At 62.0% G+C, this 15,881-nt stretch carries 12 protein-coding genes; 7 read left to right on the top strand and 5 right to left on the bottom strand.

Annotated features, from left to right (window positions below; translation table 11 throughout):
* Positions 1 to 67 precede the first annotated feature (67 nt).
* Positions 68 to 601 (top strand): hypothetical protein, encoded by a 534-nt coding sequence (locus PspCFBP13508_RS03525; RefSeq protein WP_137213665.1) that lies wholly within the window; start codon positions 68 to 70, stop codon positions 599 to 601.
* 340 nt (positions 602 to 941) lie between these two features.
* On the opposite strand, the gene PspCFBP13508_RS03520 is transcribed toward PspCFBP13508_RS03525, so the two are convergent.
* From PspCFBP13508_RS03520 to PspCFBP13508_RS03495, 5 genes are all read right to left on the bottom strand, one after another.
* Complete coding sequence (locus tag PspCFBP13508_RS03520) at positions 942 to 1,235, bottom strand: hypothetical protein (RefSeq protein WP_016774825.1); 294 nt, start codon at positions 1,233 to 1,235, stop codon at positions 942 to 944.
* A gap of 183 nt (positions 1,236 to 1,418) precedes the next feature.
* Positions 1,419 to 2,762, bottom strand: coding sequence for a cation:proton antiporter (locus PspCFBP13508_RS03515; protein ID WP_137213664.1), 1,344 nt, complete (start codon positions 2,760 to 2,762; stop codon positions 1,419 to 1,421).
* 42 nt (positions 2,763 to 2,804) lie between these two features.
* Entirely contained in the window at positions 2,805 to 3,416 is a 612-nt protein-coding gene (locus PspCFBP13508_RS03510; protein ID WP_016774823.1) for a Yip1 family protein, read from the bottom strand.
* A gap of 87 nt (positions 3,417 to 3,503) precedes the next feature.
* A complete protein-coding gene (locus PspCFBP13508_RS03505) occupies positions 3,504 to 4,361 on the bottom strand; it encodes a glucose 1-dehydrogenase (RefSeq protein ID WP_016774822.1) in 858 nt (285 codons plus the stop codon).
* Positions 4,362 to 4,724: 363 nt separating this feature from the next.
* On the bottom strand, positions 4,725 to 5,879 hold the full coding sequence (locus PspCFBP13508_RS03495; protein ID WP_137213662.1) for a PatB family C-S lyase: 1,155 nt from the start codon (positions 5,877 to 5,879) through the stop codon (positions 4,725 to 4,727).
* Between the two features lie 318 nt (positions 5,880 to 6,197).
* Between PspCFBP13508_RS03495 and fdnG the strand changes: the two genes are divergently transcribed.
* The 6 genes from fdnG to selB all read left to right on the top strand — a co-directional run bounded on the left by fdnG (position 6,198) and on the right by selB (position 15,881).
* Positions 6,198 to 9,263 carry a formate dehydrogenase-N subunit alpha gene (fdnG, locus tag PspCFBP13508_RS03490; protein ID WP_137213661.1) on the top strand — a complete coding sequence of 1,022 codons (3,066 nt, stop codon included), beginning with the start codon at positions 6,198 to 6,200 and terminating at the stop codon, positions 9,261 to 9,263.
* The gene (fdxH, locus tag PspCFBP13508_RS03485; protein WP_137213660.1) at positions 9,264 to 10,199 is read left to right on the top strand and encodes a formate dehydrogenase subunit beta; all 936 of its coding nucleotides are present in this window, start codon (positions 9,264 to 9,266) and stop codon (positions 10,197 to 10,199) included.
* The gene (locus PspCFBP13508_RS03480) at positions 10,196 to 10,861 is read left to right on the top strand and encodes a formate dehydrogenase subunit gamma (RefSeq protein ID WP_137213659.1); all 666 of its coding nucleotides are present in this window, start codon (positions 10,196 to 10,198) and stop codon (positions 10,859 to 10,861) included. The genes fdxH and PspCFBP13508_RS03480 overlap by 4 nt, the downstream gene beginning before the upstream one ends.
* Before the next feature lie 3 nt (positions 10,862 to 10,864).
* Positions 10,865 to 11,791, top strand: a complete 927-nt coding sequence (fdhE, locus tag PspCFBP13508_RS03475; RefSeq protein ID WP_137213658.1) for a formate dehydrogenase accessory protein FdhE — start codon at positions 10,865 to 10,867, stop codon at positions 11,789 to 11,791.
* Positions 11,792 to 12,555: 764 nt separating this feature from the next.
* The gene (selA, locus tag PspCFBP13508_RS03470; RefSeq protein ID WP_137213657.1) at positions 12,556 to 13,968 is read left to right on the top strand and encodes an L-seryl-tRNA(Sec) selenium transferase; all 1,413 of its coding nucleotides are present in this window, start codon (positions 12,556 to 12,558) and stop codon (positions 13,966 to 13,968) included.
* Positions 13,965 to 15,881: a selenocysteine-specific translation elongation factor gene (gene selB / locus PspCFBP13508_RS03465; protein WP_137213806.1), complete on the top strand. Its 1,917-nt coding sequence runs from the start codon at positions 13,965 to 13,967 to the stop codon at positions 15,879 to 15,881. Before selA ends, selB begins: the two co-directional genes overlap by 4 nt.

Raw genomic sequence — 15,881 nt, 5'->3', positions numbered from 1 at the left:
ATCCGGCTGAACTAGTGCTGACGCGTGCCTTTCCAAAGGTCTTGTTCACTTTTGGAGGGCACGTCTCTTGTCTCGCATATTGACCCAGCCAAGCGCTGTTGAAGAAGCCTTGGCCGAACACGACGCCAAGATGTTTGGCTCACCCAAGGAGCGCCTGGATTTCTATCGCCGGGAAATCCAGTACGAAACCAGCATCCTCGCCAACCGCACCGACGCCTACCTGGCGGCGCAGTCGTTCCTGGTGATCGCTTTCGCCTCGTGCATGGCCAACCTCAATCCGGAGTGGGGCAAGATGTTCACCCTCGTCGTGCCGCCGTTTCTCGCGCTGCTCGGGGTGCTCAGTTCATTGAATGCCTGGCCGGGGATTCGCGCGGCTTACGACATCATTGATCACTGGCACTTCAAGCAGAGCCAGTTGCTGCACGCAGAGCCGGTAATGGGCGCGGCGTATGACGAGTCACCACTTTTCAGCGAAATGGAATCGAGCCACAAGGGCTATCGCAAGTCGCTGCTGTTCTCGGTGCGCACGCCTTGGATTTTTGCCACGTTCTGGGTGATGTTGGGGGTGTATGCGGTGTTTATTCAGGTGACCAATCCTTGAGGTGGATTGGTCGGGACAGGTGCTGGATGTTGTGGTGTTAATGAGATTTTACCCCCTCACCCCAGCCCTCTCCCCCCAAGGGGGGCGAGGGGGAAAGGGAGCAGATTTTCACGCTTTTCAAAATTTGTATTCGACTCGATTTTCAGGTCGATGAATAACGAAAAAACACACCGGTCAGTCCCCTCTACCCTAGAGGGGCGAGGGGGAAAGGGAGCAGATTTTCACGCTTTTCAAAATTTGTATTCGACTCGATTTTTCAGGTCGATGAATAACGAAAAACACCCCGGTCAGTCCCCTCTCCCTCGGGGAGAGGGCTAGGGTGAGGGGCTTTTGACTTTTATTACGCAGTTTCCAGCTCACGCCGCGCAGTTACAGCATTCTGCACCGCCGCCGGAATCGGCGGGAAATCCTCATTCAGCACACACAGATGATCAATCGCATCTTCAAACTTCGCATCGGCTTTCTTGCGCAGTGCCCGGTATTGCTCAAAGCGTTCGAAGTCGGTTGGCGTCTGTTCCAGCAGCGCATTGGCCGCTCGGTTCAGTTCGTGGGCTTCTTCGAACAGTTGACGATTGCGTTCCAGAGCCAGTGCTCTGCAAGCCTTGATTTGCGCAGGAGTCGAGCATTCGTTCATGACCGTGACCTTGTTTGTGTCGGGGTTCCGTTTAATAGGCTGTTCACCGCAGGGGAACCGAACCTGCCGGGCCGCGCTGATGATTGGCGCGGTTAAAGTTGTGACCGTTGGGTCGCGCCTGGCGATCCATTTTTTTGCAGAAAAATCTTCGATAAATTTCAGCCAAGCGCAGCGGCTGAAGAATCAGCTTTTTCGTTGCTTCAGGCGTTCATAGCGCGCCAGCATCGGTTGTGTGCTGATGCCATGCAGCAGAATGCTCAGGGCCACCACCGACAAAGTGACGTCGGTGCAGACCTTGGCCACGTCGGAATCCAGGCCATGGTTCAGGGCGAAGAACAGATAGAACAGGCTGCCGATGCCACGAATGCCAAACCAGCCGATCAACAAACGCTGCGGCCCGCTGAGCAGGTTGCCCCACGGCATCAGCGCCACGCTCAGCGGGCGAATCAGGCAGAACAGCACCGCGCCGATCCACAAGGCCCGCCAGTCCCAATGCGCTATCAGCACAACACCAAGCAGGGTTACCAGAAACACTTCCATCGCCCGCTCGACCAGACTGCCGAATGCGAGCATGTCGCCCATCATGATCCCGGCCGCGACCTGGCTGTCTTCCAGTTGTTCGGTGTCGCCATGCACGGCGTTTTCAGGTTCGATGTTCTGATGGCCGACCACCGGCTGCACCAGATGCTCGGCAGGGGCCTGAGTGATGCCGGTGGATTTCACTTCTTCCTGACGCAGGCCGAGGCCGGCAGCGAAGACCGCGAGGAAGCCGTAGCCGCCAATGGCGTCGGCCACCACGTAGGACAGCGCGATCAGCGCCAGCGTCAGGTAATCGTTCGGGCCGAGGGTGCTGTCCTCGTTGTGAATGCGCAGCAGCAGGGCGATCCGGCCGATGCCGCGACCCATCCAGTAACCGGTGAGCAAACCCGCCGGCACCGCCCACAACAGACTGCGAATTACCCAGTGCTGCCACTCGCCGGCGCTACCGTCACCGTGCAGCAACAGCAGGCCGAGAATGACGAAAGGGAAGGCCACGCCATCGTTGAGCCCGGCTTCACCGGAGAGGCCGAAGCGCACGCGATCGACGTCCTGCGCATCATTGACCTGCACCAGCGCGGCGAGGACCGGGTCGGTTGGCGCCAGCATCGCGCCGATCAGCAAGGAAGGCCCCCACGGCAATTGCAGGCCCCAGTGCAACAGCAGGCACACGCCGATAATCGTCAGAATCATCACCGGCCCGGCCAGACCAAAAGCGATGCGCCAGGTCTTGTTGCCTAGCGGGAGGCGCAATTTCAAACCGCAGACGAACAAGGAAAACAGCACCGCGACTTCCGTCAGGTGCTCCATCCACAAGGATGATTCTTCCAGCGACAGTTTCAGCAAGTCGAGGCCGCTGGGGCCGATGGCGATGCCCAGCAGCAGGCACACCGCCGAGGTGGTGACCGGCATCCAGCGCAACCATGACGATGTCAGGGCCAGCGTCAGCAGCACGGCGCCGAGCACCGCGACCCATACGCCGAAACTCATGACCGCTCACTGCAGTGAATTACCAAGGACAGGCGCACCGGCTCAGCTCACGGTCGTGCGCAGGTACTCGGGGATGAGCACGTTGAACCACAGCAGAATCATCGACACGAGCATGGTCACCAGCACCAGCAGGCCAACGCCCCACACGCACGCCGAATACAGCAGGCCTTGTTCCTTGCGCTCATGCATGAAGGTCGGCAGGCCGACAAACAGCAGGAAGGTCGAATAAATCGACGCTGCGCCGAGCACCAGAATTGCCAGCCAGCGGCTCGGATACAACCCGGCAATCCCGGCGAGAAAAAACGGCGTCACCGTGTAGGCGGCAAAACCGATGCATTGATTGAGCGTTGGCCGCGCATCGAATGATCGCGACATCCATCTGATAAACCCGCCGATAATCGCGACACCGGCGACGATCGTCACGTACAGCAACACGCTCAGTTGCAAGGCGCTGGCCGTGCTCAACCGCACGTTTTCACCGACGGCGAGGCTCCAACCGACTTGGGTGGTGCCGATGAACAGGCACACGGCCGGAATCAGCGCGAGCAGCAGCAGATGCGCGAGATAGTGGCGGGGGTGGGTTTCTTCTTCGCGGCGGATATCGGTCCAGGCGAAGTTGGGTTGGGTGAAGAGTCTGACGAGGGGGGCGGACATGACAACCTCCTGTTCCTGATGGCCCGTAGGCGCTTACAGGTATGGAGGGATGCCATGCCGCTCGGGTTCAGTTTTTCTGCTGCACGGTTACAGCATCGGTTTGCCGCCGGTCACGCCGTAGCGCTGGCCGGTGATATAGCTGGCTTCGTCGGAGGCCAGCAGCACGTAAATCGGTGCGACTTCCACCGGTTGGCCGGGACGGCCGAGCGGGGTGCTGCCGCCGAAGTTCTGTACTTCTTCGTCGGGCATGGTCGAGACGATCAGCGGCGTCCAGATCGGGCCAGGGGCGACGCTGTTGACGCGAATTTCCTTCGGCCCGAGCATTTGCGCCAGGCCACCGGTGAAGTTGGCGATCGCGCCTTTGGTGGTGGCGTAGGCCAGCAGGGTCGGCTTGGGCATGTCCGAGTTGACCGAGCTGGTGTTGATGATCGACGAGCCGGGGCGCATGTGTTTGATCGCCGCCTGGCAGATCCTGAACATGGCCGTGATGTTCACATCGAAGGTCATCACCCATTCGTCATCGGGGATTTCCTCGAAGTTTTCGTGGGTCATCTGGAACGCGGCGTTGTTGACCAGAATGTCGATGCGGCCGAAGCGCTCGACAGTCTTGTCGACCAGCGCTTGGCACTGCGCTTTCTCGGCGATATCGCCCGGCAGCAGGATGCACTGACGCCCGGCTTGCTCGACCCAGCGTGCGGTTTCCTTGGCGTCTTCGTGTTCATTCAAGTACGCCACGGCGACATCGGCGCCTTCACGGGCGAAGGCAATCGCCACTGCGCGACCGATGCCGCTGTCGGCACCAGTGATCAACGCAATCTTGCCGGCGAGGCGGCCGGAACCGACGTAACTTTGCTCGCCGCAGTCTGGATACGGCTCCATCTTGCGTTGCGAGCCGGGCACCGGTTGGGCTTGTTTCGGGAAGGGTGGTTTTGGGTAGTCAGTCATCGCAGGGTCTCCTGATTTCAAGGCCAGTGTTCCGGGTTGACCCGGTGGGTTTGCCTTGAGTTCGATCGGATTTGCGCTGGATTTTGGTTGGCTATGCAAAACCAATGTGGGAGCGAGCCTGCTCGCGAAGGCGGTGTGTCAGATACAGATATTTACCTGTCCGGCCGCATTCGTGAGCAAGCTCACTCCCACAGGGTTTTCGGTTGTACTGAGATTCCCGACAACCCCACAAATCTCATGTGGGAGCGAGCCTGCTCGCGAAAGCGGTGTGTCAGACGATAAATATGTCGACTGACAGTACGCTTTCGCGAGCAGGCTCGCTCCCACAGGGGATCATTTACACAAGGGAATCTAGGGGCAGGATCAGAGATTGCGGCTGGCCAGCGCCCGCTCCATTCGCGCAATCCCTTCTTCCAGCAACGCCCTCGGGCAACCGAAGTTCAAGCGCACAAACTGCTGATGCTGGTCACCAAAATCGAGCCCGGCACTCAGCCCGACCTTGCCCTGTTCGAGGAAGAACCGCTGCGGATCCGGCAGGTCCAGCGCCGTGCAATCGAGCCACGCCAGATACGTGCCCTGCGGCACATTGATGGTCACGCCCGGCAGGCGCGTGCGCACCGCATCTACCAGCCAGTCGCGGTTGGCCTGCAAATAGGTTTTCAGCTCGGCGAGCCACGGCCCGGCTTCGCTGTAGGCGACGCGGGTGGCTTCCATGCCCAGCGGGTTGACGCTGTCGACCATGCCGCAGCGGGCGTGGTTGACGCGCTCACGCAGGGCGGCGTCCTGGATGATCATGAACGAGGTCTTGAGCCCGGCGATGTTATAAGCCTTGCTCGCCGACATCAGGGTGATCGTGCGTTTGGAAATCTCGGGGCTCAGCGATGCGGTGGGAATGTGCACGCGGCCGTCGAAGCACAGTTCGGCGTGAATCTCGTCGGAGATGATCCACGCGTCCTGCGCTGCGCAGATATCCGCGACTGCCTGCAACTCTTCGCGATCGAAGACCTTGCCGATCGGGTTGTGCGGGTTGCTCAACAGCAGGGCGCCGCCGCCTTTCAGCGACTCGCGCAGTGCGTCCAGCGGCGTGGCGTAGGTGCCATCGGCCTGGGCGTTGAATTCCAGCTCGACCTTGTTCAGGCCCCAATGCCCTGGTGCGTGACGCAGCGGCGGGTAGTTCGGCACTTGCACGACGACATTCTGCTGCGCCTGGACCAACGCCTTCAGCGCCATGTTGAAGCCGGATTCCACGCCCGGCAGGAAAATCAGCTCCTGCGGTTTGACCTGCCATGCGTACTTGTTCCACAGGTCGGCGACGATGGCTTCGCGCAGGTTGTCCTGGGCCACGCTGTAACCGAGCAGCGGGTGCAGCAGGCGCTGTTGCAGGGCTTCGACGATGACCGGCGGCGCGGCAAAATCCATGTCAGCAACCCACATCGGCAACACATCGGCCGGGTAGCGGCTCCACTTGGTGCTGCCAGTGTGGTGGCGGTCGAACAGCTGATCAAAATCGAAAGTCATGCGCGGTCTCGTCAAGGCGGAGTTGGTTCTGCCGGACATTCTATGCGCAACACCATCTGTGTGGGAGCGAGCCTGCTCGCGAATACGTCGGGTCAGGCAGCATCGAGTTGGATGACCCAGCGCTTTCGCGAGCAGGCTCGCTCCCACAGGGGGGTGTGCACTGGCTGGAAATCCGGGCCAGACACCCGACGGTCGGTTTTCACACAATCGGCAAGGTCTTTGTCTACAGTGAAAAAGTCGGCGCCAAGGCGTCGCAACCGTGATTGTCCAGATAAAGCCCGGCACAAGTACCGGGTTCCACCTGATCAGGAGTGCACGATGGATCTCAGCCGTCGTCAGTTCTTCAAGGTCGCCGGTATCGGCCTTGCAGGCTCAAGCCTGGGCGCGTTGGGGATGGCCCCGACGGCGGCCTTCGCCGAGCAGGTGCGTCACTTCAAGCTCGCCCACACCCGTGAAACCCGTAACACCTGCCCGTATTGCTCGGTCGGTTGCGGTTTGATCATGTACAGCCAGGGCGATGCCGGCAAAAACGTGGCGCAAAACATCATTCATATCGAAGGCGATTCCGACCACCCGGTCAATCGCGGCACCCTGTGCCCGAAAGGCGCGGGCCTGCTCGACTTCATTCACAGCCCCGGCCGCTTGCAGTATCCGCAGGTGCGCAAGCCCGGCAGCAATGAATGGACGCGCATCGGCTGGGACGAAGCCCTCGATCGCATCGCCGACCTGATGAAGGCCGACCGCGACGCCAACTTCATCGAGAAAAATACCAACGGGCAGACGGTGAATCGCTGGCTGACCACCGGTTTCCTCGCGGCATCGGCGGCATCCAACGAAGCCGGCTACATCACTCAGAAGGTGATTCGCAGCCTCGGCCTGCTGGGGTTCGATAACCAGGCGCGTGTCTGACACGGCCCGACGGTGGCAAGTCTTGCCCCGACGTACGGCCGTGGTGCCATGACCAACACCTGGACCGATATCGCCAACGCGAATCTGATCCTGGTGATGGGCGGCAACGCAGCAGAAGCGCATCCGTGCGGCTTCAAATGGGTGACCGAGGCCAAGGCGCACAACGCCGCGCGGCTGATCGTGGTCGACCCGCGTTTTACCCGGACCGCTTCGGTGGCCGACTATTACGCGCCGATCCGCACCGGTACCGACATCGCCTTCATGGGCGGGTTGATCAATTACCTGTTGACCGAGGACAAGATCCAGCACGAATACGTGCGCAATTACACCGACGTGTCGTTCATCGTCAAAGCCGGTTATGGCTTCGAAGACGGCCTGTTCAGCGGCTATGACGCGGAAAAACGCAGCTACACCGACAAGTCCGGCTGGGGTTACGAATTCGCCGAGGACGGTTTCGTCCGCGTCGACCCGACCCTGCAAGACCCGCGCTGCGTCTATCAACTGATGAAGCAGCATTACAGCCGCTACAACATCGACCTGGCGAGCCAGATCTGCGGCATGCCGGTCGACGCCATGCAGAAAATCTGGGAAGAGATTGCCACCTGCTCGACACCGGGCAAGACCATGACGATTCTCTATGCCCTCGGCTGGACGCAGCACTCGATCGGCGCGCAGATCATCCGCAGCGCGGCGATGGTGCAACTGCTGTTGGGCAACGTCGGCATGCCCGGCGGCGGCGTCAACGCTTTGCGCGGGCACTCGAACATCCAGGGCCTGACCGACCTCGGCCTGCTGTCCAACGCCTTGCCCGGCTACCTCACGCTGGCCAGCGACAGCGAGCAGGACTACGGCCAGTTCATCTTCAAGCGCACGCAGGTTCCGCTAAGACCGGGGCAGCTTTCGTATTGGCAGAACTACAGCAAATTCCACGTCAGCCTGATGAAATCCTGGTACGGCGCCAACGCCACCGCCGAGAACAACTGGCTGTTCGACCATTTGCCGAAGCTCGACATCCCCAACTATGACGTGCTGAAAATGTTCGACCTGATGAGCCAGGGCAAGGTCAACGGTTACTTCTGCCAAGGCTTCAATCCGATCGCGGCGTTACCGGACAAGAACCGCGTGATGGGCGCATTGGCCAAGCTCAAGTGGCTGGTGGTGATGGACCCGCTGGCCACCGAAACCTCGGAGTTCTGGCAGAACGTCGGGCCGTACAACGATGTGAAAACCGAGGAAATCCAGACCGAAGTCATTCGCCTGCCGACCACTTGCTTTGCCGAGGAGGACGGCTCGCTGGTCAACAGCAGCCGCTGGCTGCAATGGCACTGGAAGGGCGCCGACGGCCCCGGCGAAGCGCAGACCGACATTCGCATCATGAGCGAATTGTTCCTGCGCCTGCGCCAGCGTTATCAAAGCGAGGGCGGCAAGTTTCCTGATCCGCTGCTCAAGCTTTCGTGGCCATATAAGATCCCCGACGAGCCGTCGCCGGAAGAACTGGCGCGGGAGATCAACGGCACCGCCGTCAGCGATTTCACCGATGCCAGCGGCGTCACGGTCAAGGCCGGTACGCAACTGGCCGGCTTCGGTTTGCTCAAGGATGACGGCAGCACCGCGTCCGGTTGCTGGATTTTTGCCGGCAGCTGGACCGAAGCCGGCAATCAAATGGCGCGGCGCGATAACGCCGATCCATTTGGCATGCACCAGCATCAAGGCTGGGCGTGGGCATGGCCGGCCAATCGGCGAATCCTCTACAACCGCGCCTCTTCGGACCCGGCGGGCAAACCGTGGGACCCAAAAAAGCGGCTGGTGTGGTGGAATGGCAAGGCCTGGACCGGCACCGACGTGCCGGATTACAAGGCCGACGTGCCGCCGGAAGCCGGGATGAACCCGTTCATCATGAACCCCGAAGGCGTCGCGCGGTTCTTCGCCGTCGACAAGATGAACGAAGGGCCATTCCCTGAGCACTACGAGCCGTTCGAAACGCCGATCGGCATCAACCCGCTGCACCCGCAGAACAAGAAGGCCACCAGCAACCCGGCGGCGCGGATCTTCGATTCGGTCTGGGAAACCCTCGGCGAGGCCAAGGACTTCCCCTACGCCGGCACCAGTTACCGGCTCACCGAGCATTTCCACTTCTGGAGCAAGCACTGCAAGTTGAACGCGATTGCCCAGCCTGAGCAGTTCGTGGAAATCGGCGAAGTGCTGGCGAACGAGAAGGGCATTGCTGCCGGTGATCGCGTGCGAGTCAGCTGCAAGCGCGGCTTTATCGAAGCGGTGGCGGTGGTGACGAAAAGGATCCGGCCGCTGCAGGTCAACGGCCAGGTCGTGCATCAGATCGGCATCCCGCTGCACTGGGGTTTCACCGGCCTGACGCGTCACGGTTACCTGATCAACACCCTGGTGCCGTTCCTCGGCGATGGCAACACTCAGACCCCGGAATCCAAGTCATTCCTGGTCAACGTGGAGAAACTGTAAATGGCCAGCCAAGACATCATTGCCCGCTCGGCCACCACCACCGTGCCGCCGTCGGTGAGGACTCAGCAGGGCGTTGCCAAGCTGATCGACACGACCAAATGCATCGGCTGCAAGGCCTGCCAGGTCGCCTGCTCGGAATGGAACGAGCTGCGCGACGAGGTCGGCCACAACCACGGCACCTACGACAATCCGCAGGATCTGACGGCGGATTCGTGGACACTGATGCGCTTCACCGAGCACGAAACCGACGCTGGCAACCTTGAGTGGCTGATCCGCAAGGACGGCTGCATGCACTGCGCCGAACCTGGTTGTCTGGCCGCGTGCCCGAGCCCCGGGGCGATCATTCAGCACGCCAACGGCATCGTCGATTTCGATCAGGACCACTGCATCGGCTGCGGCTATTGCATCACCGGTTGCCCGTTCAACATCCCGCGCATTTCGCAGAAGGATCACAAAGCCTACAAATGCACGCTCTGTTCCGATCGCGTGGCGGTAGGGCTGGAGCCGGCCTGCGTGAAAACCTGCCCGACCGGCGCCATCGTCTTCGGCACCAAGGAGGACATGAAAGAGCACGCCGCCGAGCGCATCGTCGATCTGAAAAGCCGTGGCTTTGAGAACGCCGGTCTGTACGACCCGGCCGGGGTCGGCGGCACCCATGTGATGTACGTGCTGCACCACGCCGACACGCCAAAAATCTACGCCGGCTTGCCGGATCACCCGGCCATCAGTCCGCTGGTGGGTTTGTGGAAAGGCATCAGCAAACCCCTCGGCCTGCTGGCGATGGGCGCGGCGGTGCTGGCCGGATTCTTCCATTACGTGCGCATCGGCCCCAATCGTGTTGAGGAGGATGAAGTTCCGCCAGCGCCCGACACCTCGGTGCACGTGATCGACCCGGCGGTGCACACCTTCGATCCACGCGGGGAGGAGCGGCCATGAGCAACAAGACGATCCTGCGTTACAGCGCCAACCAGCGCAGCAATCACTGGCTGGTGGCGATCCTGTTTTTCATGGCCGGGTTGTCCGGGCTGGCGTTGTTTCATCCGTCGCTGTTCTGGCTCAGTAACCTGTTCGGCGGCGGCACCTGGACGCGGATCCTGCACCCGTACATGGGCATCGCCATGTTCGTGCTGTTCCTCGGCCTGGTGTTCAGCTTCTGGCGCACCAATTTCTTCATCGCCAATGACCGCCAGTGGTTGCGGCGGATCAACCGGGTGATGGTCAACGACGAGGAAAGCGTGCCGCCGGTGGGCAAATATAACGCCGGGCAGAAACTGCTGTTCTGGACTTTACTGCTGTGCATGCTCGCGTTGCTGTTCACCGGGCTGGTGATCTGGCGCGCGTGGTTCAGCGCGTATTTCGGCATCAGCGTGATCCGTTGGGCCATGCTGTTGCATGCACTGGCCGGGTTCGTGCTGGTGCTGAGCATCATCGTGCACATCTACGCCGGTTTGTGGATCAAGGGTTCGGTCGACGCCATGTTGCATGGCTGGGTCAGTCGGCCGTGGGCGAAAAAACACCATGAACTGTGGTACCGCGAGGTGACCCGCGACGAACAGCCTCGGGACCTGCCCGAGCGACCGCTGACGAAAAAGGGCTGACTTTTGCCAAGCATTCTTGAACCTGGGGAAATCGAGGCGGCGGCCAGTTCGCCGCCGTATCTGTATCTGCCGCCGCGTGACCTGTTTGCCCTGCGTGCAGAGCGGCTTGAGCGTCTGGCCGAGGGCAATGGGTTGGCGGATTATCTGCGGCTGATGGCCGGTTTGTGCCGGGCGCAGCAGCAGGTCTTCGACGATCCGCCGCTGACCGCGCCGTTTGATGCGCAACGTTTCGAAGCCTGTCAGCAGCACGGTCTGCCGCCGTTCGCCGCAGACACCCTGGTGCGCGAGGATGCCTGGCAGCCGTGGCTGGATGCCTTGCTGCAGCGCTATGCGCCCGGCGATCAGCCGGCGGTCATCGACGCGCTGGACACGCTGCGCGCCGCCAGTCCCGGCCAGTTGCGCGCGTGGGCGGTGGCGTTGGTCAGCGGTCAGTATTCGCTGGTGCCGGTGGCGCTGGTGCCGTTTCTCGGCGCCGCGCTGCAAACCGCGTGGAGCCACTGGCTGCTCAGCGTGCCGCAGCTGCAACTCAAACCCGGCGACAGCCTCAGCCAATGCCCGGCCTGTGGTTCGCCGGCCATGGCCGGGGTCATTCGCCATCGCGGCAAGCACAACGGTTTGCGCTATCTGGTGTGTTCGCTGTGCGCCTGCGAATGGCATGTGGTGCGGGTCAAGTGCGTGTATTGCGAGCAGAGCAAAGGCCTCGAGTACCTGAGCCAGGAAGACGATCGGCACAGCGCCGAACAGGCCCCGCTGCGCGCCGAAGTCTGCCCCAGCTGCAACAGCTACCTGAAATTGCTCTATTTGGAGAACGATGCCGAAGCCGAGGCGTTGTCGGCAGATCTCGGCAGTTTGCTGCTGGACATGCGTCTGGCCCAGGACGGCTATCAGCGTCTGGCGCCCAATCTGCTGCTGGCGCCGGGAGACGACTGACCAGAGCAAAATTGTGGGAGAGGGGTGTGCTCCCACAGGTCTATGTGCCGAATCACAAAGCCCGGTCAGCCCCCGATTTCCCTGTGGGAGCGAGCCTGCTCGCGAAGGCGTCAGGTCAGCCACATCCACACTGACTGACACACCGCTTTCGCGAGCAGGCTCGCTCCCACAGGGATTGGCGGTGACCAACAATGTTCATTCCTCCCCGAATCCCTGTGGGAGCTGGCTTGCCAGCGATTGGTCAGCAAATCCACCGCCTTCTTTGACTGACCCACCGCAATCGCTGGCAAGCCAGCTCCCACAGGTCTATGTGCCGAATCACAAAGCCCGGTCAGCCCCCGATTTCCCTGTGGGAGCGAGCCTGCTCGCGAAGGCGTCAGGTCAGCCACATCCACATTGACTGACACACCGCATTCGCGAGCAGGCTCGCTCCCACAGGGATTGGTGGTGACCAATAATGTTCATTCCACCCCGAACCCTGTGGGAGCTGGCTTGCCAGCGATTAGGTCGGCACATCCGCCGCCTTCTTTGACTGACCCACCGCAATCGCTGGCAAGCCAGCTCCCACAGATGTTGTGCCGGACCACAAAACCCCTGTGGGAGCGAGCCTGCTCGCGAAGTCGTCAGGTCAGCGACAACCACACCAACTGACACACCGGTTTCGCGAGCAGGCTAGCTCCGGCAGTGCGTCTACACTTCTGAAACCCTTTCGGGAGCAAGCTTGCTACCAAAAGGGATTGTTTCAGTGAAATCAGGAGTGGCTGATGTCTTCCAGCGTTGCCCTGCGGTTGCCGTCCATTGATGGCTTGTTGCGTCACCCGGCGTGCGTGCCGTTGGCCGAGCGCTACGGCCGGGATTCTTTGCTGACGGGCCTGCGTCAGTTGCTCGATGAGCTGCGGCCCGGCGTGTTGAGCGGGCAATTGGCGGCTGTGGAGATCGGTCCCGAAGTGCTCGCCGGGCGCGTCGGCGAGCGCTTGGCGCAACAGCAGCGCAGCCAGGTGCGCCGGGTATTCAATCTGACCGGCACGGTGCTGCACACCAATCTCGGTCGCGCCTTGCTGCCCGAAGAAGCCATCGAAGCAGTGCAAATGGCCGCACGCTATCCGCTCAATCTCGAGTTCGATCTGTCCAGCGGCAAGCGCGGTGATCGGGACGATCTGATCGAAGGCCTGATCCGCGAACTGACCGGCGCCGAAGCCGTCACCGTGGTCAATAACAATGCCGCCGCCGTGCTGCTGACCCTCAACAGCCTCGGCGCGCGCAAGGAAGGCATCATCTCGCGCGGTGAGCTGATCGAAATCGGCGGCGCTTTCCGCATTCCCGACATCATGGCCCGCGCCGGCGTGCGCCTGCATGAAGTCGGCACCACCAACCGCACCCATGCCCGCGATTACCAAGCGGCAATCAGTCCGCGCAGCGGTTTGATCATGCGCGTGCATGCCAGCAACTACAGCATCGAAGGTTTTACCGCGCGGGTGCCAACCGCTGAACTGGCCGAGTTGGCTCACGCCCATGGCTTGCCGTTGCTGGAAGATCTGGGCAGCGGCAGTCTGCTCGACCTGACCCGCTGGGGTTTGCCGGCGGAACCGACGGTGCGGCAGGCGCTGCTCGATGGTGCCGACATCGTTACCTTCAGCGGCGACAAATTGCTTGGCGGACCGCAGGCCGGGTTGATCGTCGGACGCAAGGAACTGATCGCGAAGATCAAGAAGAATCCACTGAAACGCGCGTTGCGGGTCGACAAATTGACCTTGGCCGCGCTGGAAGCGGTGCTCGGTCTGTACCGCGATCCGGATCGCCTCGCCGAGCGTCTGCCGAGTCTGCGTCTGCTGACCCGCCCGCAAGCCGACATCCATGCGCAGGCTGTGCGCTTGCAACCCTTGCTGGCCGAAATCCTGGGACCAGCCTGGCAGGTCAGTGCAGTCGAGGCGTTGGGCATGATCGGCAGCGGCAGCCAACCGGTGGCGCGCTTGCCGAGTGCAGCGCTGTGTTGTCGCCCGCAAGTGTCCAAGCGCTGGCGCGGGCGCTATCTGCTCAATCTCGAAGCGGCGTTACGCGGCTTGCCGATCCCGGTGCTTGGGCGGATCGACGACGATGCGCTGTGGCTGGATCTGCGTCAGCTCGACGATGAGCCGGCGTGGCTGGCGCAGCTGGCGCAATTGCAGGTCGACCGGTGATCGTCGGCACGGCGGGGCACATCGACCATGGCAAGACGTCGCTGTTGCAGGCGCTGACCGGGCAAACCGGCGACCGCCGACCGCAAGAGCGCGAACGCGGCATGACCATTGACCTCGGTTACCTTTACGCCGAGCTAGAAGCGGGCGCCGGGCTGACCGGGTTCATCGATGTGCCCGGTCACGAAAAATTCACCCACAACATGCTCGCCGGCGCGCAGGGCATCGATCTGGTGTTGTTGGTGGTCGCGGCCGACGACGGCGTGATGCCGCAGACCCGCGAGCATCTGGCGATCGTCGAACTGCTCGGCATTCCCCGCGCGCTGGTGGCGATCACAAAATGCGACCGGGCCGGAACGGGCAGGGTGGAAGAGGTGCAGCGTCAGGTGCTCGACCTGCTGGCGCCCGGGCCATTCGCTGATGCGCCTCTCTTTACGGTGTCGAGTGTGAGCGGGCAGGGCGTCGATGAGTTGCGCGCGGCGTTATTGCAGGCGCAGAACGAGGTGCAGGCGCGCGGTTGTGAGGGCGGCTTTCGTCTGGCGATCGATCGGGCGTTCAGCGTCGCGGGTGCTGGGATTGTGGTCACGGGCACGGCGTTGTCGGGCACGGTTGCGGTGGGCGACAAACTTGTCTTGGGGCCTGCGGGCAAATCGGTGCGTATCCGTGGCCTGCACGCGCAAAACCAGGCCGCCGAACAGGCGTTCGCCGGCCAACGCGTGGCATTGAACCTCAGCGGTGATCGTCTGGAACTGGCGCAGATCCACCGTGGTCACTGGCTGCTGGCGGACTGGCTGCACGCCCTGACCCAGCGCATCGACATCGACTTTCAACTGTTGCCCGGCGAGCGCACCTTCGAACACTTTCACCCGGTGCATCTGCACCTTGGCACCCAGGATGTCATCGCCCGCGTCGCCTTGTTGCAAGGCCCACGCCTGAGCCCCGGCGAGCGCATGTTCGCGCAACTGTTGATCAACGCCCCGGTGCACGCGGTAAGGGGCGATCGACTGATCCTGCGCGACGCCAGCGCCCAGCGCACCCTCGGCGGCGGCGTCGTCCTCGACCCGTTCGCCCCGTCCCGCCAGCGCCGCAGCCCGGAACGCCTTGCGCAACTGCAGACCCTCGCTCTGAGCGTCAGCCTCGAACAAGCCCTGCCGGCGCTGCTCAACCACAGCCCCGGCGGCCTCGACCCGCAACGCCTCGAACGCCAATTCAACCGCCCGCGCGCGCAGTGGACGCTGGCGGAAAACATCCGCCTGATCGACACCCGCCAAGGCCCGCTGCTATTCAACGTGCAGCGCTGGGGCCAGTTGAAATTCACCTTGCTCGAACAACTGGCGCGATTCCACGAACAGGAACCCGACCAGATGGGGCCGGACCGTGATCGCCTGCGTCGCTTCAGCGCGCTGGCACTGGAACGCTCGACGTTCATCAGCCTGCTCGACGAACTGCTCAACGCCGGCTCCATCCTCGCCAGCGGCCCCTGGTTGCACCTGCCCGACCATCAGGTGCGCCTGAATGCCGACGACGAAATCCTCTGGCAGCAATTACAACCGTTGTTCGACCAGACCGGTTTCGACCCGCCCTGGGTGCGCGGCGCGGCGAAAATGCTCGGCGAAGACGACGCCAACGTTCGCCTGCTGCTGCGCAAACTCGCCCGGCTGGGCCTGATGCACCAAGTGGTGCGCGACCTGTTCATCAGCGACATCGTCCTGCGACAAATGGCGGCGCTGCTGCTGAAACTCGCCGAAGAAAATCCAGCGATTGAGGTGACAACCTTCCGCGATGCGCTAGGCTTGGGACGCAAACGCTGTATTCAGTATCTGGAATATTTCGACCGCCTCGGCCTGACCCGCCGCCTCGGCGAATCCCGCCAGATCCGCCCAGACAACGCGCTGGCCAACGCCTGCGCACCCTGA

Source organism: Pseudomonas sp. CFBP13508, assembly GCF_005233515.1.
Taxonomy (GTDB): domain Bacteria; phylum Pseudomonadota; class Gammaproteobacteria; order Pseudomonadales; family Pseudomonadaceae; genus Aquipseudomonas; species Aquipseudomonas mercuritolerans.
This window is presented reverse-complemented; position numbering and strand designations above follow the sequence as displayed.